This is a genomic window from Bacillus sp. FSL R5-0593 (genome assembly GCF_038603755.1).
In the GTDB taxonomy this organism is placed as follows: Bacteria; Bacillota; Bacilli; order Bacillales; family Bacillaceae; genus Bacillus; species Bacillus velezensis.
In genome coordinates this window covers 477,192-499,713 of record NZ_CP152011.1, presented here as the reverse complement: position 1 = coordinate 499,713, position 22,522 = coordinate 477,192, and the positions used below count along the sequence as shown (strand labels likewise).

General features: G+C 45.2%; 19 protein-coding genes, 2 pseudogenes and 1 riboswitch. Of the genes and pseudogenes, 5 read left to right on the top strand and 16 right to left on the bottom strand.

Annotated features, from left to right (window positions below; genetic code table 11):
* Positions 1 to 71: 71 nt before the first annotated feature.
* The 3 genes from NYE36_RS02355 (at position 72) to NYE36_RS02345 (ending at position 1,240) form a co-directional block, all read left to right on the top strand.
* Positions 72 to 629, top strand: coding sequence for a hypothetical protein (locus NYE36_RS02355; protein WP_033575058.1), 558 nt, complete (start codon positions 72 to 74; stop codon positions 627 to 629).
* Positions 630 to 642: 13 nt separating this feature from the next.
* The gene (locus tag NYE36_RS02350; RefSeq protein ID WP_020955348.1) at positions 643 to 822 is read left to right on the top strand and encodes a hypothetical protein; all 180 of its coding nucleotides are present in this window, start codon (positions 643 to 645) and stop codon (positions 820 to 822) included.
* 187 nt (positions 823 to 1,009) lie between these two features.
* Complete coding sequence (locus NYE36_RS02345) at positions 1,010 to 1,240, top strand: hypothetical protein (protein ID WP_094032125.1); 231 nt, start codon at positions 1,010 to 1,012, stop codon at positions 1,238 to 1,240.
* Positions 1,241 to 1,599: 359 nt separating this feature from the next.
* Here the strand turns inward: NYE36_RS02345 and NYE36_RS02340 are convergent, their stop codons facing one another.
* The 16 genes and pseudogenes from NYE36_RS02340 to NYE36_RS02265 form a co-directional block, all read right to left on the bottom strand.
* Positions 1,600 to 1,734 carry a hypothetical protein gene (locus NYE36_RS02340; RefSeq protein ID WP_254922222.1) on the bottom strand — a complete coding sequence of 45 codons (135 nt, stop codon included), beginning with the start codon at positions 1,732 to 1,734 and terminating at the stop codon, positions 1,600 to 1,602.
* Positions 1,734 to 2,864, bottom strand: coding sequence for a Rap family tetratricopeptide repeat protein (locus tag NYE36_RS02335; protein ID WP_039062639.1), 1,131 nt, complete (start codon positions 2,862 to 2,864; stop codon positions 1,734 to 1,736). The genes NYE36_RS02340 and NYE36_RS02335 overlap by 1 nt, the downstream gene beginning before the upstream one ends.
* 136 nt (positions 2,865 to 3,000) lie before the next feature.
* A complete protein-coding gene (locus tag NYE36_RS02330) occupies positions 3,001 to 3,204 on the bottom strand; it encodes a DUF2651 family protein (protein ID WP_228767510.1) in 204 nt (67 codons plus the stop codon).
* Between the two features lie 75 nt (positions 3,205 to 3,279).
* A complete protein-coding gene (locus NYE36_RS02325) occupies positions 3,280 to 4,413 on the bottom strand; it encodes a hypothetical protein (RefSeq protein ID WP_108725158.1) in 1,134 nt (377 codons plus the stop codon).
* A gap of 62 nt (positions 4,414 to 4,475) precedes the next feature.
* Positions 4,476 to 5,243, bottom strand: a complete 768-nt coding sequence (locus tag NYE36_RS02320) for a septation ring formation regulator EzrA (protein WP_094032336.1) — start codon at positions 5,241 to 5,243, stop codon at positions 4,476 to 4,478.
* A 416-nt stretch (positions 5,244 to 5,659) separates the two neighbouring features.
* Positions 5,660 to 6,112 (bottom strand): annotated as a pseudogene (locus NYE36_RS02315) (peptidoglycan-binding protein); the annotation flags it as partial.
* A 209-nt stretch (positions 6,113 to 6,321) separates the two neighbouring features.
* The gene (locus NYE36_RS02310) at positions 6,322 to 8,043 is read right to left on the bottom strand and encodes a pyruvate oxidase (RefSeq protein ID WP_094032334.1); all 1,722 of its coding nucleotides are present in this window, start codon (positions 8,041 to 8,043) and stop codon (positions 6,322 to 6,324) included.
* 57 nt (positions 8,044 to 8,100) lie between these two features.
* Positions 8,101 to 8,548: pseudogene (locus NYE36_RS02305) on the bottom strand (NUDIX hydrolase).
* 53 nt (positions 8,549 to 8,601) lie between these two features.
* On the bottom strand, positions 8,602 to 10,422 hold the full coding sequence (locus tag NYE36_RS02300; protein WP_072588804.1) for an APC family permease: 1,821 nt from the start codon (positions 10,420 to 10,422) through the stop codon (positions 8,602 to 8,604).
* A gap of 156 nt (positions 10,423 to 10,578) precedes the next feature.
* Positions 10,579 to 10,725, bottom strand: a riboswitch (cyclic di-AMP (ydaO/yuaA leader).
* A gap of 134 nt (positions 10,726 to 10,859) precedes the next feature.
* The gene (locus NYE36_RS02295) at positions 10,860 to 12,965 is read right to left on the bottom strand and encodes a cellulose biosynthesis cyclic di-GMP-binding regulatory protein BcsB (protein ID WP_047935246.1); all 2,106 of its coding nucleotides are present in this window, start codon (positions 12,963 to 12,965) and stop codon (positions 10,860 to 10,862) included.
* A 5-nt stretch (positions 12,966 to 12,970) separates the two neighbouring features.
* Complete coding sequence (locus NYE36_RS02290; protein ID WP_047935244.1) at positions 12,971 to 14,233, bottom strand: glycosyltransferase; 1,263 nt, start codon at positions 14,231 to 14,233, stop codon at positions 12,971 to 12,973.
* Entirely contained in the window at positions 14,226 to 15,953 is a 1,728-nt protein-coding gene (locus NYE36_RS02285) for a DUF2334 domain-containing protein (protein ID WP_032870307.1), read from the bottom strand. Before NYE36_RS02285 ends, NYE36_RS02290 begins: the two co-directional genes overlap by 8 nt.
* The gene (locus tag NYE36_RS02280) at positions 15,943 to 16,791 is read right to left on the bottom strand and encodes a diguanylate cyclase (RefSeq protein ID WP_007410183.1); all 849 of its coding nucleotides are present in this window, start codon (positions 16,789 to 16,791) and stop codon (positions 15,943 to 15,945) included. Before NYE36_RS02280 ends, NYE36_RS02285 begins: the two co-directional genes overlap by 11 nt.
* Positions 16,772 to 17,857 (bottom strand): hypothetical protein, encoded by a 1,086-nt coding sequence (locus NYE36_RS02275; protein ID WP_047935242.1) that lies wholly within the window; start codon positions 17,855 to 17,857, stop codon positions 16,772 to 16,774. Before NYE36_RS02275 ends, NYE36_RS02280 begins: the two co-directional genes overlap by 20 nt.
* A 233-nt stretch (positions 17,858 to 18,090) precedes the next feature.
* Positions 18,091 to 20,277, bottom strand: coding sequence for a DNA topoisomerase III (locus NYE36_RS02270; RefSeq protein WP_047936382.1), 2,187 nt, complete (start codon positions 20,275 to 20,277; stop codon positions 18,091 to 18,093).
* A gap of 63 nt (positions 20,278 to 20,340) precedes the next feature.
* Complete coding sequence (locus NYE36_RS02265) at positions 20,341 to 20,775, bottom strand: Lrp/AsnC family transcriptional regulator (protein WP_094032328.1); 435 nt, start codon at positions 20,773 to 20,775, stop codon at positions 20,341 to 20,343.
* Positions 20,776 to 20,951: 176 nt separating this feature from the next.
* On the opposite strand from NYE36_RS02265, the gene NYE36_RS02260 reads away from it, so the two are divergent.
* Together NYE36_RS02260 and NYE36_RS02255 are read left to right on the top strand one after the other, a co-directional pair.
* Positions 20,952 to 21,242 (top strand): DUF3817 domain-containing protein, encoded by a 291-nt coding sequence (locus tag NYE36_RS02260; RefSeq protein ID WP_003156265.1) that lies wholly within the window; start codon positions 20,952 to 20,954, stop codon positions 21,240 to 21,242.
* A 111-nt stretch (positions 21,243 to 21,353) separates the two neighbouring features.
* Positions 21,354 to 22,504 (top strand): IS3 family transposase gene (locus tag NYE36_RS02255; protein WP_241457897.1). Its coding sequence is split into 2 segments (ribosomal slippage): positions 21,354 to 21,627 and positions 21,627 to 22,504, totalling 1,152 coding nucleotides; the frame shifts between segments, so codons are not numbered across the junction.
* Positions 22,505 to 22,522 lie beyond the last annotated feature (18 nt).

The following is a 22,522-nucleotide window of genomic DNA, read 5'->3' as shown; positions in this document are numbered from 1 at the left end:
AAATACGTATAAAGTAATGCAAAGTGCTGTTAGATTCACTCTAATAGCACTTTTTCATTGGAGATGTCAAAATGACTGTCTTTTTTACTGTTTTGCTCACTTTCTTATGCTGCCTTGTGATTTCATCTCTTATTTTTATGATTCTATTAAAAAAAGAGATCGTGGATACACCGCCCAACCGCTTAGCTCATGCAGCATTCATCTTACTTATTGGATTCTCCCTGTTCTTCGCTATAACTGTACCCAGCCTAGTTATGTATTTTGCAGCTATAACTGTAAATCATTTTTTCGGAGAATATATCATCTATGGTTCACTTTCAGACTTATACATATTTTCTGTCGTCGTCAGTATTTTAGCTTTAGTTTATATGCTTATCCTTACAGCAATTGTAAAAGGAATGACTCATGTTTTGACATTGCCTGCTTGGTCAGCCTATATCCTTGAATTCATTTTTGCATGGGCTGCTGTTTACTTCTCAATCCAATACGTTTCCAATCATATCATTGAGAACATATCTATATTTCAAGGTGGAGAAATTCTTCTTTCATTGTTCATCACTTTCTTATTTTCGGGATTGGATATCCTTTTCACTAATTTGGATAAGATCACAAAAGAGAAATTAGGCTAAGGGGGTAACAAATATGAGAATCATGACATATATATCCTATTTTTCTATTTCTTTAGTTTTGCAGGTGGTATGGCTGCTATTAATAAAAAGAACCTCTAATATATTTCTGATAGATATGATTACGGTGTCCTTCTTATTCACCCTCTTTATGTTCATCTTGGATCAAATGTTCAAAAATAAGCGGACAAATTAGGGACTGTTTTTTAATAATCCTCGGGCTTCTCTTTCGTTTTGAAATGATTCCGGATCTAGAGATGTTACGGTGAGCCATTCATTAATGAATAACACCAGCCTCTTTAAAATACTTCTTCTTTTATATAACATCCTGACTTTTCCGTCATATATTCATACGAAAAAACTGCAATAGGGAGTAATGAAACATGATATTGTTTATTGGCAAGTTCATGTTGCTCTTTTTACTCTGTTCGCTGGCGTATCATTTGTTTAAAATTGTTTATTACAATATAGGGAAGAACATTGCGCTTAAAACCCCGAAAGGGACAAAGACAAACCGGACGGCACTTGTGTTTGTCAAAAATGGAACTACACTGAATGAGGGAGATTACTTTATGATCGCTGTTGTGACCGCTCTCTGGCTGTTCTTGAGATGAATTGCACTGGTCCTTCATAAGTTTTTTGATCAGCCATCGCTCGCCAGCTGCCGATTTTCACAATCATCGTTTTCGTTTAGGACGGCTATATGCAAGCAAGCCGCTCAACAAACAAAGGAGCTGTCGAGATCTTCTCGATAGCTCTTTTGTTTGTCCTTGAATGATTGAAGATAGGCTTAAAAATGGACGGCGTCTTTCTCATGCATGCATCGTTCAAGAAAACACTTCACAGCAAAACGGAAAGGTGAACGCAATACAAGTAACGGTTAAGAACCTTATGAGGCAGCGTATGTTGATTACTGGATAAGAAAAAGAAATCCCCCAGTCTTAAAAGGTGGAGGTCAAAAATTGGAGAACACTTAAATATTTATAGCTTTTTCAGCGATATAAAAAGTTCCAGAGTCACTCATTTCAGCAGTATAAACATTTGTCACACTTAATAATCCAGTAAAAAGAATACCGATTAAAGCGGAGCTGATTATAAGTTTCTTCATTATATAGCCTCCGTAACCTTAAGTATTTGTGTTTGGGCATGTATGGTTTTCTTTAAAAAGTTTCTTCCCTCTACATAGTTTCTCTTCTCAAAATGAAAGTCACCTAATTTTTCGGTTAGCTCTGCGAAATCAGACCAAAGGCGTTTCTTTTCCAAGTAACCTAAGCTTTGTTTCACTTCTGTTTCATTATATTCTTCGTATAATGAATTAATGATTTTTAATTTAGCCAAATATTCTTCTTCATTAGAAGTCCGAGCACGATTTAGAGCCGTTTCATAAAAGAAACGTGCTTCCTTGGCTTTATCACATTGGTACAGGACATTCGCCATCATATATAATGATCTCACTCCATACACTGTATCAATATGTTCTTTCACGTCTATTGCCTTTTTGAAATTCTCTTCAGCAGCAATCAAATTTTTCCCTCTTAAATAAACTAAGCCTAAGTTATGAAAGATCACTCCGATAATTCTTTTCACTTTTTCCTCATCCAAGCCACGGGCGATACTTAATGCTTCCCGATAATATGATTCTGCCTCCGTCAGCCTGTACATATCGTACATGTTAGCACCGACCATCATATTACAGCCAATCACTTTCACTTTGTATAGTTGACTTTTTTCAAACAATTGCTTGGCTTTTTTTAAATGATTGAGGGAAACAAAGTGCTGATCAATTTGATAATAGGCATCAGCTATTTTGTAATGAAATTCAGCTTGCTCCATTTCATCTGATACAGCATTCAACTCTCTCTCTGCTTTGCGATAATAGCTTATCGCTTCAACATACTCTTTATGATCAAATTCATACATTCCACGAAAAAACAATGAGTAATATTTCAAGAGGCCTGTAAGTCTTTTTTGTGGTTTTTCTATTTTTTCAAGCAGTTCGTCGACTGTAGGGCGATCTCTATATCTGTCTTCCGGCTCCAAGGAATCTAACATCAATTGGTGACGAAAGCACATCAATGAATAAAAGACAAGCAAATCCTGATCCTCTTCCATCTCCTCTATTTCCTGTTCTACTTCAGCCTTTAAAATCTCAGCATCAGGCACACTGAACTGGCGAATCATTTTGTACCATTCATTGATCTTGACACCAACTTGGGACGACGGTAAAACTTGGTCCACACTTATCCCTCCCTCTAATCACTATTTTTGTAATATTATAACTTTTCCTACAATAAACACAAACGAAAAAATCCCGCAATTTTCGTCGCGGGATTTTTGGGATTATGGTTTTGATGTACACTCTTGATTATTCCATTTAATATTTTCGCTTTGTAAAATTCATTATAGTCTTAGTGATTGAACCGGAGATAAGGCAGGCTCCCGTCATGATAAACACCCAAATTAAAAATGTTGGCTCTGCCCCTATCACAACAAACATAAATATCAATGACAGGATCAATACGACGACAACCATAGTCCATACTTTTTTAAAGATGAAATACCCTATTATCCCCAGCATAAAAGAAGCTGCCGGAAGAATAATGAGTATGATATATGCAGGGCTCAAAAACGGGCTAATATAAACACCTCCTACTTATTTTAAAATTTCGAACCGGGCAATTTCCCACTCTTTTTTTGCTTTTAGCGGGATTGTTTTTACCTTTTTGCCTGATTTCAAATCATAAGACGTGATATCTCCAAGCTTGTTATCACGCTGGATATCAAAGTTTTTGAGTAAAACATACATCTCTCTGTCATTGAATTGAACATCATTCATTAATTTGTTATCATCCCCAGCATAAAAATCAAAAGATTTTTTCTTAACCATTTTTTTATCAAACACCTGCAGCTTCCCCTCAAAAGAAACAGCTAAGATGCTATCTTTTAATATTTTCAATTTTGCAGGATGAAACCCTTTCTCCATCTCGACTTCTTTTTTTACCTTAAGAGTCTCTCTGTCTATTAATATGAGCTTAGAATTCTCTTTCTCATTCACGTTATCATTAACTGCCAGTACAAATGTATTTTCATCTAGAGCTTGGAATGCATCCTTTTCATCCATGAAGTATATCCCTTTATTCGGTATGGATGCCTTGTTCTCTTGCTTATTTGTCTCTGGGTTAATTGAAAGGATGGACATACTTTCTTCATCACTTGAAATGACATAAATTTTATTTTTAGCGACGATTGCTGATCCAAGTTCTCCGTCAAGCTTTATTTGTTTCTTGTTTTTTCGGCTGTTTCCCTTCCAATATACCAGTTCACTTTCCAGCCCTTTGTCTGTATATCCAACGTTAATGTCATGGATGATATAACCGTCAGAACTATTTATAAAGAAAGCACCTTCATCCTCAGTTGTTTTTGACAAACTCTTTTCATTTATTTTGTTTATTTTTCCGGTTTTATTGTCTATCATCAAGTGATTATTGCTTCTATTTGATGAGAAGAACGTATCGTTTTTGTTATATGAAGACATCGTGAAATTTATACCATCTTTCAATTCCAAGCTATCCATTTTAGCACCATCTTCACCGTAAACCCCAATCTCACTTCCCCTATCTAAAGTGTTAGAAAAACCAACAATAAATTTTGCATTGTCAATATCCTTTAATACAGTCTTTTTATTGCTGCTTCTTTCCTCTTTTTCATTCCCAGTTTGGATGAGACCGCAAGAGGTTGTGACTATCAGTATGCAAATGAAAATAAACAGGGTCTTAAGTCTATTCATATTTTCCTCCCTTTGAAATGACAAAACAACCGGTGCAGCACCGATTGTTTTTGTCAATTTGTTTAACCCTTGTGATAAAAGATTGTTGTGTTATTGGATTTTACAAGCTCCATTGGTGTTACAACGCTGTCCCATTTGACATTGTCAATATCAATACCTTGGTTTTTCCAAGAACGCCAAGCTAATTGAGAACAATAAAATTTAGCAGTTGTCTTTTTATTTAAAAAGTTGAAATTATATTTCTTTTTATTATCTGCTTGCTTTTCCGCATATTTTGCAGCGTTTATATACTTATTGTTATTCGATCCTTTAACCCATAGACCATAAACTTTCTTTTTACTTCCCCAGTTATTATTATATCTGCGAACTCCATCTTGGTTTATAGGGCTCCAGCTTTTCGCCCATGCTTCAACTGTTTTTGATTTGTTAGTTGAAACAACCGCAGCATGTCCTACACCAATAGACCAACTTCCAGAATTAATTTCATAGCTTGTAAGAACATCACCTTTTGTACCTAACGCTTTTGCTGCAATTTGGTTCTTGGGCTGATATTCAGGCTCCTTGTATTTAGGAAGAACTTCATCAATTTGACCAGAGGCTTTCAATTCTTTGATTTCTTTTTGGGAACCCTTATACAAGTCTTCTGCATGTTCTTGTACATACGCATACTCTTCTTTACTCATTTCATAGAATTTCTGTACTTCCTCACTTGTCATGCCGGCATCTTTCATTTCCTGTATTTCCGTTTGGACTTTTTCATTAGTAAGTTGCGGAAATCCTTCAGCATGTGCACTTTTCCCAAATCCCAAGCCTAAACCGGAAATCAACATAGTTGTAGAGAACATGGTGGTAAGTAAAAATTTACTCTTTTTCACGTCAGTATCCCCCTATTGAATATTTTTCCTTCTTTTCTAAGATATAGGATATAAATAAGGTTGTAAACACCTTTTTTTAATTATTTAGGATATTTTAATCATTTCTATCTAGTGCATAATGACACAAAATCGGGATATGCAGTGCCAACTGAACTATAGGATTTGGGTTTTGCACGATGTTTATCAGGCAATGTGTTGTTTCACTATTTCTTCGTAAGGTTACCCTTCAAATTTTATACAAATTTACAAGTATTTGAAATGCCTTCCAACAAACACATTCTACCATTGATGCGAACCACAATTCTATATACTTCTTTATTTTTATGAAATATATAGAATTGTGGTACAGCCCTATTAAAGGGCTGTTTCATTTATTTCAGAAGAGACAACATTTTTGCTTTCGTTTTCGGTCCGTAAATTCCATCAGCAGTTAACCCGTACATAGATTGGAATCGTTTGACTGCGTTTGCTGTTTTCGGACCGTAATAGCCATCTATTCCGTTGTTCTTTGCTCCTTTGTCCGGATAGTAATAAAGAGCCGCCAAAGCTGTCTGGATCTGTTTCACGGCCGTTCCCTTAGTTAAGGGGCTTGTCACTTTAAAAACGCCTGATGGCAGCGTGTAAGATGATTTTTTGCCTTTTGTTGGAGAGCTGGCCGAGTCCGTCTGCTTTAATACTTGGCCGACTTTGATAAAATTCGGGTCCTTGATACTGTTCAACCTTTGCAGGGTCGCCATGCTCACGCCAGTTTCCTGTGCAATGACAGAAAGAGCATCGCCTTTCTTGACGGTGTACGTCGCCCCGCCTGTCTTGGTTTCTGTTTTTGCTGATAAGGGCTGGGCGATGCTGATGTGCGAACCACGTTTGTTATGAACTGTCCTGGTCCTTCATAAGTTTTTTGATCAGCCATCGCTCGCCAGCTGTGGCTTTTCACAATCTCCGTTTTCGTTTAGGACGGCTATATGCAAGCAAGCCGCCCAACAAAAAAATAAACAGGCATGCTGCCTGTTTATTTTTTAAAAGCGCCGCCTTCTTAAAACAGCCGTTTTAAGCTTTTCTTGAGTGACGGCATTTCGATTTTTTGGTTTTCAAAGAAGTTTTTCAGCATGTATTTGCTGAAGCCCTTCGCTTGGCCGTAAGTGATTTTTCCCGGAAGCGGCGGCTCGTCGCCGATGACGGCGTCGATGACGACCGGCTCATTTGAGTTAAGCGCTTCATGAAAAGCAGGAGCCAATTCCTCGTGTTTCGTCACTTTGATGCCTTTTGCTCCACAGCTTTCTGCAAAGGCGGCGTAATCCATATTTTGCAGCTGGGTGACGTAGTCAATGTTGCCTTTGACCCGCTGTTCATATTCAATCATGCCTAAATTTTCGTTGTTTAATATGACAACCGTAATCGGCAGTTTATATTTAACAGCCGTCGGCAGATCCTGCATCACCATTGAAAATCCGCCGTCTCCGCAAATAGCGATGGACTGCCGCTCAGGTTCGGCAAGGCTTGCGGCAATCGCTCCCGGAAGCCCGCATCCCATCGTGGCGAGCCAGCTTGAGACGATAAAGTCCTGCTTCTTCATTTTAAAATGGCGGGCCATCCACACCGTAACCGTTCCGACATCCACTGACAGGACGGCGTCCTCTGCGGCCGCATCCTGAAGCCGGGCAATGACCTGCTGCGGCTTGAGCGGATGAGTCGCTTCGGTTTCATCCTTTTCGATTTCCTTCCACCAATGCTTCATGTGCTCGGTGCAGGCGTCCAAAAATCTTCTGTCTTCTTTATATTCAATGTATTCCGTCAGCTCTTTCAGCCCCAGAGCCGCATCACTGACGATTCCCGCATTGACGGGATAGCGCTTGCCGATTTTCGCCGGATCTGAATCAAGCTGAATGGCGGGCGTATCATCCGGGAGATAATCTCTGTATGGGAACGATGTGCCGAGCATGATCAGCAGATCGCATTCCTCCATTGCTTCGTAGGCGGGCTTTGTGCCGATTTGCCCGAGATTCCCGAGAAAGTGGGGATGGCTGTCAGGCACGACGCCTTTTGCCGGAAGGGTGATCACAATCGGAGCGGCCGCTTTATCGGCGAATGCGAGCAGCTCCTCTTTTGCTGATTTTAACCCTTGGCCGGCGAGAATGACCGGTTTTTTTGCGTTGTTAATATATTGCGCGCATGTCACGAGATGTTCTTTTTTCGGCTCTATATCAGCTTTGAGGTATATCGGCGATGTGTAAACCGGCTCCCGTTTGATTTTTTGCGCGAATAAATCATCAGAAACGGTTAAAACGGCAACGCCTTTTTTGCTGTAAGCCGTGCGGATCGCCTGATTCAGAAGATCGGGCAGCGCTTCTGCCGTATGTACTTGCTGGTTGAATACCGCCACGTCCTCAAACATTTGCTCTAATTTGATTTCCTGAAAGCTGTCACGGCCGATTTCATCGGAAGCCACCTGTCCCGCAATCGCCAGCACCGGAACGCCGTCCGCTTTGGCGTCGTATAAACCGTTCAGCAGATGAACGGCCCCCGGTCCTGCGATTGAAAGGCAGACACCGATCTGCCCGGTCAGTTTTGCCTCAGCCGCGGCAGCCAGGGCTGCGACTTCCTCATGCCGGGTTTGGATGAATGTCAGGTTATTTCGTTCTTGTCTCAATTCTTCGATAAATTCATTAATGCTGTCTCCGGGAATGCCGTATATATGACCGACTCCCCATTGTTCAAGCAGCTCCGTCATTACGTGTCCTGCTGTTTTACTTGGCATACTGCATCCTCCTTTTACCTGTATTCATCCCCTTTTTCATACGGGTTGAAACACGGGCTATACTCTCAGCTTTTTTCTTAGCAGATCAAGGATGGATAACAGATTTCGGTCTTTAAGGACTGCCTTACGGATTTGCCGCCCCATTGAGTCCGTCTTTTATTTGCCGTTTTCTGTTCGGCACCATGAACAGCGGCAGCCGATTAGGACAAAACCAGCGTAATGCGGCGGTTTCCGGCCCGTTCATCAGCGATGTTCCTCCGGTAATGGTTCCAATGAAAACGTGCTGTGTATCTTCAAATGCCGGCCTTTCATACTCACCGGATTTTTGCAGGATGGTCACGTTATACCCGGTTTCTTCGAAGGCCTCTCTGACGGCTGCGGCTTCAGGTGTTTCACCTTCTTCAATCCCGCCCCCGGGCAAATCCCATAGTGGAACGTCTTTTCGTTTTACGAGCAATATGTCCCGCCCGTCATTTTGTATGATGACAAAAGCGCCTTGTGCCATGTCGTCCTCCTTTACAAAAAAGACCGCGGCATTTTAGCCTGCGGTCTTTGCCGTTACTTTTTAAAATGATACGGCAGGGTGGCGACGATGATGTCCTTCTTCCAAAACAGCCGGACGCGGAGCAAGAAGGCTGATTGGTTGTGAAGGATGGTCTGCCAGCGTTTTTTCGTAATAAATTGCGGAAACAGCACCATCACGGAGAACTGTTCTTTTTTCGCTTTCTGTTCGACCGTTTCTAAAAACTTATCAAACGGATGAACCAGACTGCGGTATGAGGAATGCAGGGTGACGAGGCGGACGCCGTTATGAAGTTCTTCCCAGCGTTTTTCCACCTTTTTTTCGTTTTCTCTGTCAAAGGAAACATGAACCGCAATGACCTGATCTGATAATGATTTCGCATACTGAATCGATTTTTGGACGACGGTGGTGACACCGGCGACAGGCACGATGACGACGGTTCCCCTGATTTCCTCAGGCTGCTGATCAACGACCCGCAGCTGTTCGCTGACCGCGGTGTAGTGATTTTTAATGACGAAAAACAGCATGACGACAGCAGGCATGAATAACAGCACCGGCCAGACAAGATTGAACTTCGTTGCGAATAAAATACACAGCACCATAAATGAAATGGCGGCGCCGCATGAGTTAATCAGCATTTTTACCGCCCAGCCCTTCGGCTTCTGCCTGATCCACTTGATGCACATTCCCGTCTGCGACAGCGTAAACGGAATGAACACGCCGACGGCATAAAGCGGAATTAAATGTTCCGTGCGGCCGCCGAATAAAAGAATGAGCAGGATGGACGCGATACCGAGGAAGATGATGCCGTTTGAAAAGCCTAACCGGTCGCCTCGTACCGTAAACATTCTCGGCATATACTGATCGCGCGCTAAATTAAACGCCAGCTGCGGAAATGCGGAAAAGCCCGTATTCGCCGCAAGCACGAGAATCAATGATGTAACGCCTTGAATGAAATAATACACCGTATGGCGGCCGAAGGTTTCCGCGGCGATTTGTGAAATAACGGTCTCGTTAGGCTTCGGACCCGTGCCGTAGCCGTACGCCAGCACCGTAATCCCCGTAAATAAGATCGCCAGCAGAATCCCCATCATGGCCAAAGTGCGGGCCGCGTTTTTTGCCGGAGGATTTTTAAAGGCCGGGATCGCGTTTGAAATGGCTTCAACACCGGTCAGTGCCGAACAGCCGGATGAAAAGGCCTTCAGCAGCAAAAACAGCGTGATGCCCGCCACGGGCGTGCCGATTGGTGTATGCTCGGCCGGATGAACCTGGCCCGTCATGAGCTTAAACAGCCCGACGACGATCAAAAGGACAAGCGCCGCCACAAACAGATAGACGGGATACGCCAAAATGGACGCCGATTCTGACAGCCCTCTCAAATTTAAAATCATAATCAGAATTACAAGCAAAACAGCAATGAGCAAATGATGCGGGTGCAAAGCCGGAAATGCCGATGTAATGGCGTCAGTTCCGGCAGAAATGCTTACCGCCACCGTCAGAATATAATCAACAAGCAATGAGCCGCCCGCAATCAGGCCCGGCTTCTCACCAAGATTCTCTTTAGAAACCATATAAGCGCCTCCGCCTTGCGGATAAGCGTAAATAATCTGTCTGTAGGACAGAATCAAAGCAAGCAGCAAAATGAGAACACCCGCTGCGATCGGAATGGAATACCAAAACGCGGCCGCGCTTACCGCAGCCAAAATGATCAGAATCTGTTCCGTTCCGTAAGCAACTGATGACAGCGCGTCTGAAGAAAGCATGGCGAGCGCCTTGAGTTTCGTGAGTTTCTGCTCTCCGGCAGCCTGTGATTTCAGCGGTTTCCCAATCAAAAATCTTTTGATTGAATGGTACATTTGTTGTCTTCCCCTTTTTTTCATTTTCCGTTTGATTTACAAACCCTTACTGCTATGATGTCTCCGAATGCTGATTGCATGCCATATTTCAGCACAGCAAAAAGACACAGAGGCAAACGGATGCCCCTGCGCCATAATCGTGCACAGGTTTCATTCATCTCCTCTCATGAACGCTTACGAGGTTAGCTGTCGGATTCGGGCTGATGAGAGTTGGCCCTACCTGAAAAAGGATTCACCCCAAGCGGCATCACGCGCCGCAAATTGGTTCCCCCGCTCTGATTACAGATTAAGCGATATAGATTATAAAAGAGATCATACTCCCGTCCCGTTCAGTTGTAAAGGGGCTTTTATGCTGTTTCAAAAATAAAAAAATCACCGCCAAAAATGGAAATAAAAATACAAAAAAAGAGGCCTGTGAACGGCCTCTTTTTCCTTCATTACTCTTCGCTTTTTTCATGATCCGCTTTTCTTTTTTTCCTTCTTGCCGTCAGCCAGATCAGACCGGCCGCAATGATCATAAGCGCCGCGAAAACAGCAATATACGTAACGTTCAGTGCTGCGGACCGGCTCTTCGTATCAGCCGCCGGACTGCTGTCATCGGACTTGATTTGCTGATGATTCGAAAACAGCTGCCGGCCGGCTGTTTCGTTAATGACGGTTGCGGCATCGCTTGTGCTGTCTAAAAAGCTGATCAGCTCTTTTGTGACAGACGCGCCGCTTCCTGATAACGGAGCAAAAACAGCGATGCTCCGGCCGGAGTCCCAAGGTGATTCCTGGGTAAACGCGACTTGTTTCGTCGTCTCATTCAGCATCTGAAACGAAGAAACATCGTACGCGCCGCTGCGGTCTGACGGCACGAGAAGCTTAGAGGCGTTTGACTTTAAAAGCGGGATTTGCGGCAGGCCTCCGATAAACACAACATTCCGGCCTTTGGCATCCGCTTCCTTCATGTCTGATGCCGTCTTTACGGTAAAGCCGTTTCCGAATGAATCCGCCACCAGAGAAAGCTCTTTCAGTGTCTGCATGTTTACGTCATCCGGGATGACGATCACTGTTTTCTCTTTCCCGCCGCCCGCAAACGGGAGCGGCCATTGCCCGAAATCAGCTTTCTGCGCCGCATCGCTTACCGGATACGTCAGCGTGCTGCTTTTATCAATATAGACCCATTTGTTTTCGTCACGGTCGATACACGGATTGTTATGTTTCAAACCTGATGTGACAAATTGCAGATCAATGTACCTGCTGCTTCGCAAAAGCTTCGGATCAATCGGGATGGAGACGTGGTAAAAGCCGTCTTTATCTTTATTGCCGAGATCATCAAGACGCACCGCATTCGGCTGTCCGTTGACCGTGACGTTCAGCTCCGCTCTCTCGGCGTCATTTGCTGAATCCGCCTTCGTCCGGATCAATTCCGACGTCTTTAATGTAAGTGAAAGCTTGACCTTACCGTCTTTATCAACAGCGGCCGCCGCAGGGTAAAAGAAGTGCTCTGACGCCGTTTTGTTTGATCCGACCGTTACATTTCCCGCGCCGAAGTCCTCTAGTGTCAGTTTATTGCCTGTCTTTTCCGCAGCGGGCTGAAGGCGGCCGATTGTCAAAGTATCTCCGCCCAGCTGGCTTGAATAAGCGCTGTCTGTGATGACGCGGATTTTATCCGCCAGCGTTTTGTCTGATTGCGCCGTGACAAACAGGACGGGCTGCCGTTTGTCCCCTGATGTCAGAACCCGTTCAGCGAGAAGAAGTTTGTTGTCTTCCGCTTTGATGTTCCCGTGTTCGAAAAGTTCTTTTATTTTCCCGTTCCAATGCTGATCAGCGCCGATGACAATTGACGGATTGCTGATTTTGCCGGCGTCGGATTCTTTTACATAGGATACCTTCAGCCTGCTGTCTGCCGTTTTCAGAAATGCTTCTGTTTTGACTGCGGCTTCAGCTTCCGCCGAGGTCGGTTTGTCAGGAAGGATAATATCGGTTTCTTCACCCGTATTGCCTGATTGGGCAAACGGATACGGGAAATGGCCGAGATCCGCTCCCTTTGACTTGCTTGCTTCTGAAAGCACAAGGCGGCTGTCCGGATAAATTTTTATCCAGTTGCCTGACGTATCCTGCCTGACGCAGACGCCCTCTTTTAATACGCCGTAAAATCGTAATGATACATTGTGAAAGCCTTGGGCGGATTGGCTTTTGCTGAGATTGAGCTTCACCGTTTTCCGCTTGGAACTGCCGTCAAGCTTAATGGATTTGACGGGTTCATCATCAATGGCGATGGTTAAAGAAGACGGGGCAATTAATAAGTTTGACGCCTCGTAATCAATCAGAAGCGACTGATCGGCATTCGAAGCTCCCGCAGGAATCTGATAGGTCAGCTCTGCGCTGTCTTTCGCCCCGTACAGTGTCATCAGATCGCCAGTCAGCGCCTGCTGCTCTTTTGCGCCGGCGCTTGTTCCGAGGGCGGAACCGTCCGTTTTCAGTTCCCGGGCCGCGGCCGCCTGCCCGTTAGACATCAATAGCAAAAGGCCAGTTATCAATATGATCGCTTTTTTCAAAAAGGTCACCCGCTTTTATTTTGATTGTATCGCTCCGTTTTGTACCACTTGACTTCCTGCTTGAACAAGCGGTGCTTGATCTCTGTGAATAATGACCAGATGACGAGCACGATCCAAGCCTGGGAGTATGTAAAGTACATCAGAAATACGATAAAGAAGTTTTGTTTGTTCATTTCTGTTTTTTCAATGCTTAAAGTAATCATGACCTCAGTCATAAACAGGAAAAAGGCCAGTATCCACAAAATCATCGCCAAAAACCCGACTGCCAGATGCAGGTCGTAAAAAAGATTGATGATAAAAATCGTGTTTGACATGATCACACCGAAGAAAAACAAAAAATACGTAAAAAAGAAATAAAACAGATCGAAGATGATCCGCTTGCGTTTCAGCTTAAAAAATTGGGATAAAAACTTGAGAACAACGTATTGGTTGCCGCGCGCCCATCTTGTCCGCTGACGCCACCACACCTTCCATGTCTCAGGCTCCTGCTCCCATGTCACAGCCGCCGGGAAAAAGCGGATATGATAGCCGAGATTATACACGCGGATGGTCAGCTCGGTATCCTCCGCCAGCGCCTTATCATCCCAGCCGCCGAGCCGTTCGATAATGCTCCGCCTGATCGCGAAGTTCGTTCCCGGGATGGTGGCGATTTTGAACCATTTCCATCTGCCGCCCTGCGCCATCCACTGAAAGCAGATGGTTTCAATATTGATAAACTTCGTCAGGATCGTTTTGGCCGCGTTGATGACACGGAATTTCCCGACAACCGCTCCCGCTTTCTCATCATTCATCAGACCGAGAACCAGGTAGTACACCGCCATTTTTTCCGGCGTGTTGTCCGCATCATACACGCAGATCACGTCTCCGTTCGATTCCGCGAACCCTGAGTTCAGCGCCGAAGATTTTCCTTTTCCGGCGTTCGGGGGCTTTGTAATGACCATTTTAATGAAGTCATACTGACGGGAAAATTCATTGACGATGTCTCCCGTCCGGTCGGAGGAATTATCATTAACGACGATGATCTCAAGCCTGTCTTTCGGATAATACAGATTCACCATCGCCTTCAGCGTCTGCCTGATGACGACCTCTTCGTTATGCGCGGGAATGAGCACGCTGACCTTCGGGAGCTCCCCCATCTTTGCGCGCCATTTCGGAATGTTCCGTTCGAAGGTTATATAATGCCTGAATCCGCCCTGCATCAGAAACATGTGATAGAGAAGCATCACCCATATTAAACTTAATGAGATAAAAAACAGAATGTTACTCAAGGCTTCTTCTCTCCTTAAAGATTCGTTTTTTTAATGTGGCGCGCAAATAAAGAACGTAGCAGGCGAACATGATGATAAACAATAACACCACGCCGGAGAGAATCCAAAGCGCTTTTTCCAGAGGCGTCTGCTGATGGTGATTGAAAAAGGCCGTTATCGGATGAATCTTGTTTTCCACATGAATGGTTCCGTCTCCGTCCGTTTTGATTCTGACGCTGTCCGACGTTACCGTTTGCTTCGTTTTCTTCAGATCGAGCCACTCGCCGCCGGGAATCCGCTCCATCTGATTGACGAGCTCGGGGAGGTATTTCATGCCGAGATACGGATGGTAGAAACCGCCCGCCGTTCCGCCGCCGAAATCAATCATCTGCGAAATATGATTCTCCATATCTCCGAGCGGATTTTCCTTTGAGTTATCGGCATAACCGATTGTTTCAGGGTACAGCGTCATCCCGTCCAGCATAGCCGGCTTTGAGACGAACGGAGGGGCGCCCGAGGTTTTCCACGTCGTGCCGCTGAGCTGCACTTGTCCGAAAATGCTGGAGAAATAAGAAGATGCGATTTTGTAGCCTTCTTCAGACATCGTATAGTGCGGCGCTTCGAATGACAGCGGGTAAAGGCCGAGCTCTGTCAGATCGTCAATCGCCTGCTCCAGCTTCGTTCTCGTGTAGATGTTTTCTTTTTCACGGAAAGGCTTCACATACGCCCGGTACGCTTTTTCATTCGGAAAATCCTGTTCCTTTTCAAGCTTGACCGGAGTATCATCCGCATTTTCTGACGTAATCGGCTGATCCGCTTTGGCATCCCAAAATTCAAAGCCTTCTCCCGTTTCGCTGTATCGGTATGCGTGCGTGTAGCCGTGAATAATGATGCTGCCGCCCATTTGCTGAAGTTTTTTCAGGACGCTGACCATTTTCGGCTTGTCCGCCAGGTATACTTTTTCTCCGTTTTCCGGATTGAGATAGACCGGAATGACCGCCAGAATAAACGGAATGTGTCTTTTATGCAGGTAAGCGCCCGCTTCGTAAAGCAATGTTTCATCTGACATCGGACTGATGTCTTCAAGCCGTAAATAAAGGAGGGTGCCGCCCGCTGATTCTCCGAATGCGTTGCGCAGCGCTTTCGCCGTCAGAAACGAATCATTTAACAGGCTCGTCACACCGAAATAATAGTCAGAGCGCGCCGTTTTCCACATAAAAGGGCGGGTGCTGCCGTCACCGGACCGGTATGTATAAAGGGACTTTCCTTTTACTCCCGATACGCCGAGCACGGACATCCCTTTTTCAAGCGGCATGTCTGTTTTTTCTTCTTTGCCGTAAATGCGGTATACCGTTTCTTTCTCTGTCAGGGACAAACCCGCAAATTGGCGGAACTGTCCGGCGTTATAGCCGATGCTGATAAGCTGCTGCGGCATACTGCTGATCAGAGACACAAATGATGTGCTGAGCTTTTTTTTCGTGACGCCGTAATAGATGACCCGCCGATTCTTTTTGAGGTCCGCGGCTGTGATGTCTCCGTCGCTTTTCACGGTGACGGCGGATGAGAAATGGCCCGCGGTCAGATCAAGCATTTTGACCTCAGCGGTTTCTTTGCCGTCCGTGCTTGTATAAATAATGAGAATGCCGTCCTTTTTGTCTTTTGCTTCCGCCGTAAGGGGAACATAAACCGCCGAAATCATGAAGAGCGCCGAGAGTAAGAGACGTATCCATTTAGAGTTCATTCATCATCATCTCGTTTTCCAGTTCATTTAAAAATTGCTCGGCCGTTTGTAAATCCTTTCGGTACGCCAAGTAACATACACGGAAGGTGATGGAGACGTATTTACCGTTTTGCAGCCGGTACGTATCCAATTCCTTTTTCAGCTTCGCCAGAACGGCCGGCATGTTTTCTTCAGGCGTATGGGTCAGCACGATGCCGAACCGTTCGGCGGACGGCCTGAATTTTTTGTCTGTTTCCCGAACGCTTGACCGGATTTGGCGGCTGATAAATGCCAGCAGGCGGTCGGTCTCTTTTTCTCCGTAGAGGGATTTGAATTCCTTGAAATAATGCATGTGCAGCAGCAAAAAGACGAAGGAATTGCCGTAGCGTTCCGCCCGCTTGATCTCCTCGGAAAGCTCCAGCTTCATCCGCAGATGGTTGTCAAAGCCGGTCACCCTGTCGACGGCGACAAAGCTCGTAATCTCTTCACGCAGCTGTTTCACTGAGCGCTCAAGCCCCTTCGCCAACTCGTGAATCCTTCCCGCTATGTAAGAAAAGACGAGCAGCGCAATCCCCCAAATGACCAGCACCTGCAGACTTTCGGCACCGGCAGACGCCATAAAGCTCCCGGTCTGAAACCACAGGAGCAGGCTGCCGAGAACAAATAAGACGAGTAAGGTGATGACGAGCGCATAGATTGCCCCGAACCATATGCCGGCTCCCGTGACAAGCAATGTGATGCAGGTTATCAGAAGCCCTGCGGATTGCTGAGACGCATAGTAAATAAAAAAAGACAGCAGCACCAGCATAACTGCTGTGTAGCTGCACAGTTTTTGTGATTCATTGAATGATATTTTCATTAAACAATTTCCTTTCAGCCAGAAGCGGCAGCAGATTATCGAAAGAATGTGTATCGCCCCCGCTCATATAGCCGCCGTAATCAGGTTTCAGCGTGTCCAGTGTTTCAAATGAAGTCATTCTTTCATAAAGCGGCTTGATGACAGCCGGATCAGCTTTTTGTTCTGCTAAAAAAAGAACGGCCAGGGCGTAAACGGACGGTGATTCGTATTGAACCGCCGGCTCCTTCGTGTCTGCGCTGTATCGTCCGTACAGCTGTCCGCGCGACTTAAATTCCTTTATCATCCATTTCGACAGCACAGCGGCTTTGCCATCGCCCCGCTTCAGATTCACGGCGGCATACAGCTGGTCGATGACATTGACTTCGCTGTCATATTTGTATTCCTTAGTTTCGGTATTGAACGATTTCGGCAGAAAACCATTTTTCAGGGGCGCAAGATTGAGAACATCGAGGTTCCGGTTTTCCGTTTTCTCATCGATAATCCCCTTTTCTCTGAGCATCTGTAAGGCGCCGGGGTCGACATAGGACAACGTCACGGTCTTTGACGCGGCATTTGAAGCGGCATCATAATAATCCGTAAAATACCCGTCATTCGTATTGTATTTTTCCAGCGCCTTCCCGATCTGCACCGCTGTTTTCCCGTATTCACTGTTTCCCCATAGGGTTCCGGCCTCATTCAGACAGTTCATGATTCTGAAATCGTCAATTAAGGCATTGGTGCCGCTCGCTTTATTCCCGTCAATCTTCCACGACACGAGCTCGTTTTTCGTCAGAAACGAATCGGTGAGAAGCTGATATTGCGCTTGAAACTGCCGTTCATCTTTCCTGTTCAGCAAAAATGCCATCCATAGTCCGAGAGACTCTGATAAATATTCCGGCTCACCGGTTATGTTCGTCCGGATCATCCCCCGCCCGTTCATCAAATTATGATAAATAAAATGCTCTGCGGGCTGAAGCGGTCCGGACGGTACGGCTGCCGCCTGTTTTTCAGTGCCGGCCTCCGCGCACCCCGCCGTCAGAACGATCGAAATCAAAAGGATCATCAGACGAAAAACGAATTGCTTCACAGTCCATCCTCCTATTTTATAAATCCTTTTTTAGACCCATATCTTATTTTTTCACAAAGTATTTTTACTATATAGGAAACGATAAAAGAATACTAGCATTTTTTCACATTGGGAAATTTTAAATGGGAGCGCCGTCTGCTCACCTTTTCCCTCTTCGTCTGGATCGTATTCCCATTACAGTTAAAAACACAACAAAAGGCAGCATTTCTTTACAAATGCTGCCTTTCTCTGATCTATTTATCCAGGCCGAGTTTTTTCAGCTGTTCTGCCAGCGCGTTGTTCATCGGCTCCTCTTTGTTTTGGCTTTTCATATAAGAGTTGATGTCCCGCTTGGATGCGCGTCCGGATTTATCTTTCGCCTTTCGCTTTTCAAAGACGGACAGTTTCTCCCGGTGGCCGCATACACATGCGAAGGTTTGGCCTTCGCCCTGGCCGCGAAGCTCCATTTTCTTATGACAGTTCGGACAGCGGGCGTTTGTTTTTCTTGCCAGCGTTTTCCGGCTGCCGCACTCACGATCCTGACATACGAGCATCGTGCCGCGTTTGCCGTTGACTTTAAGCATCATTTTGCCGCAATCAGGGCAGGCGGTGCCTGAAATGTTGTCATGTCTGAAAGTCTGGCTGCTGTTTTTGATTTCCTTCACCGTTTTGCCCGCATATGTTTTCATGTCTTTAATGAAGACGGCGGATTTCAGTTTGCCCGCTGCGATGGCGGAGAGCTTTTGCTCCCACTCAGCGGTTAAGGCCGGTGATTTTAAATCTTCCGGGACGAGCTGTAAGAGCTGCTTCCCTTTTGACGTAATGAAAATATCTTTTTCTTTTTTCTCGATTAAGAAACTGTTGAACAGTTTTTCAATAATATCAGCGCGGGTGGCGACTGTTCCGAGTCCGCCGGTTTCACCCAATGTTTTCACAAGGTTCTTCTCTTCTCCCTGCATAAAGGCGCTTGGGTTCTCCATCGCGGATAACAGCGTGCCTTCATTAAAGCGCGCCGGCGGTTTCGTCTGTCCGCTCGTTTCTTTCAGTGATGAGACAGTGAGGCGCTGACCCTGCTGAAGATCCGGGAGGGTCTGGTCTTTGTCTTCCTCATGATCGTCGTCATCCTCGTACATATCATACACGGCTTTCCAGCCAGGCGATTGAACCGTTTTCCCTTTTGCGGTAAATGTTTCGCCGCCGATATCGGCTGTGACCTTTGTTTCTTCGTATTCGAACGCCGGCATTAACACGGCGAGAAAACGTTTGGCAATCAGGTCGTAAAGCTTTCGTTCTTTGTCGCTGAGGCTTGAAAGGATCAGCGGCTCCTCTGTCGGAATGATGGCATGGTGATCCGATACTTTCGCATCATTGACGAATCCTTTATGCGCTTTGACGCCCCGCTTCAGTATTTGATTGACGTACTGTGCGTACGGCTTAACTTCCATGCCGTTTAAACGGTCTTTTAAAGTCGGCACGATGTCTGCGGAAAGGAATCTGGAATCCGTCCGCGGGTAAGTGACAAGCTTATGCTGTTCATACAGCTTTTGAAGCACGGACAGCGTCTCTTTTGCGGAAAAACCGAAGCGCTTATGAGCGTCCCGCTGCAATTCCGTCAAGTCGTAAAGACCGGGAGCGAAGCTTTTCTTCGCCGTTTTTTTCAATTCTGAAATGACCGCCGGCTTTCCTTGGAAATCTTTTGCCAAACGGCCGGTCACCGTCTGATCGAATGTTCTTGTCTGCTTTGTTTTTTTATCCTGCCATGTCAGCGTCATCTGATCAGCCGCCGCACGGAGACCGTAATAAGGAACGGGTTTGAACGCCTGAATGTCCGCTTCACGCTTGGCGATCATCGCCAGTGTCGGAGTCTGGACGCGTCCGCATGACAGCTGTGCGTTAAATTTCGTCGTCAGGGCGCGGGTCGCGTTGATGCCGACGATCCAATCCGCTTCCGCTCTGGCAACGGCGGAATGATACAGGTTTTCGTACTCTTTGCCGCTGCGGAGCTTTTGAAATCCTTCTTTAATCGCCTTATCCGTCACAGAGGAAATCCACAGCCGCTTAATCGGTTTGCGGACGTTTGCCTTTTCGATAATCCAGCGGGCCACAAGCTCCCCTTCCCGTCCTGCGTCTGTAGCGATTACGATCTGGGTGACGTCTTTCCGGACAAGCTGAGCTTTGACCGCATTGAACTGTTTTCCTGTTTTTTTAATGACGACGAGCTTTAAAGGCTCCGGAATAATCGGCAGATCCTCAAGCCGCCATGATTGAAATTCTTTGCCGTATCCTTCAGGGTCAGCGAGCGTTACCAGATGCCCGAGCGCCCATGTGACGATGTAGCGGTCGCCTTCAAGATATCCGTTTCCTTTTTTATGACACTTCAGAACGCGGGCCAAGTCCCGGCCGACTGAAGGTTTTTCAGCTAATACAACTGTTTTTGACATGCTTTTCACTTCTCTTTCTTTCACACTCATCCTGTTATTATAACAGACTTCCTCACGCTCTCTCTAATTGAGGACGTTTTTTGTGTCAATTTCTGAGAAAATGACGTGGGTCACGGTTTGGGCATACGGAGAGGTGCGGTTGATGAAGTGTTCGATCGTTTCCAGACTGTCCGCGTTCATCTTCAGCATATAACACGCCGCCCCGGCGACCCGAAAACAAAATTCAATGTTGGGAATGGATTGAATGTAGGTTTTAAATTGATCGTATTTTCCGTTTTTCACTGTCGCTTCGACAATGCAGGAAACAGGAAGCCCGATCTTTTTTTGATCAATGTCCAATGTATAGCGCTTAATGACGCCGAAGGATTCAAGCTGTCTGACACGCTCTGTGACGGACGGAGCTGACAATTTGATTTTTCTGCCCAGTTCCCGCATGGACAGGCGGCTGTCCCTTTGGAGCTCTTTGATGATGCTCAGATCCACATTATCTAGTTTCATGACTGTAGTCCTTCCTTACCCTTTTGGCTATATTATCAAGAGAAATCCGAAAAATGACAAGAACAACAGGCTGAAATCATGAAGGTTTTTTCAGGAACAGACGCGAAATGGTCATATTAGGACTGCCCTTTGCTTATAGTATAGAGGAAAAAAGATGTCCGACAGGAGGGAGCTGTATGTTACACACGCCTATCGGCAGACTTCGCACGATGGGGTTTATTGAAGGAATGTCGCTTTTGGTGCTGCTGTTTATCGCGATGCCGCTGAAGTATTGGGCTCATCATCCGCTCGCCGTCACCATTGCCGGTTCCATTCACGGCGGTTTGTTTATCATTTATCTGGCGGTGCTGGCGTATGCGGCGTTTACTGTCAAATGGCATGTGAAATGGTCAGCCGCCGGTTTTATCGCGGCCTTTATTCCGTTCGGTAATTTTATTTATGATCGCGGCCTGAGAAATTATCAATAAAAAAGCTCCTCTTCTGCGGAACTGACCCCATAATATGAGACAAACAAAAAACACCTTCAAGTTTGAAAACGGACCGTTGTTATCCGAAATAAAACTTGGAGGTGTTTTTCTATGGGGACAAGAGTGAGTTATCCGGTTGAAGTCAAACAGAAGGCTGTAGGAATGAGATTGGCGGGCGTGCCTATGAAAGAGATCATGCAGGAATTGAATATCAAAAATAAGACTCAGGTTCAGACATGGGTTAGATGGCATAAGGCTGGGGATACCCACCGATTCGAACAGCCTGTTGGAAAGCAATATACTTATGGAAAGGGTCCGGAGTATTCTTCTGAATTAGAGAAACTCCAGGCAGAGAATCGTTATCTGAGACAACAGAATGAAGTGTTAAAAAAGTACAACGAATTGGAAAGGAAGCTGATAGGGAAACGACAATCAAACTGGTAGAAGAATTGCGCAAGACGATGACGGTACAGGACATCTGTGTCCATTTAGATATTTCACGCACTTCATATTATAGATGGAGAAAGAATCTGACTAAGAGTAATCCTAAGATGCGACTGGAGAAACAAATCGGCACGTTGTGCCGAGAACACAAGTATCGATATGGATATCGAAAAATCACAGCCATACTAAAAAAGAGAATAAGTATTAATCATAAATCTGTTCAACGTATTATGCAGAAAAATCAATGGCAGTGTCGGGTTAAGATGAAAAAGCGTAAAAAAAGTGGGCAGCCATATTCTGTGGTCGATAATATATTGGATCGGAACTTTCAGTCTGATCGCCCTCTTGAAAAACTGGTAACGGACATCACATATTTGCCTTATGGACAGAAACAATTGTACCTTTCCAGTATATTGGATTTATACAATGGAGAAGTGATTGCTTTTACGATTGGAGATAAGCAGGACACAGACTTTGTCTTAGACACACTTGATCAGCTGCCAACACTTCCTGAAAACTGCGTGTTACATAGTGACCAAGGTTCTGTTTATACATCTTATGAGTATCAGAAAGCTGTTAAAACAAAAGGCATTACCATGAGCATGTCCCGCAAAGGGACGCCCGCTGATAATGCCTCCATCGAATCGTTTCATTCCTCACTAAAGTCTGAAACGTTCTATCTTAACAGCATTGATCGAACTACGACCGCCATCGTAGAACGCACTGCCATAGAATACATTCATTATTATAACAATATTCGTATTCAAACGAAACTAAACAGCCAATCGCCGATACAATATCGGCAATTGGCTGTATGAAGGTGTTTTGATCCCTGT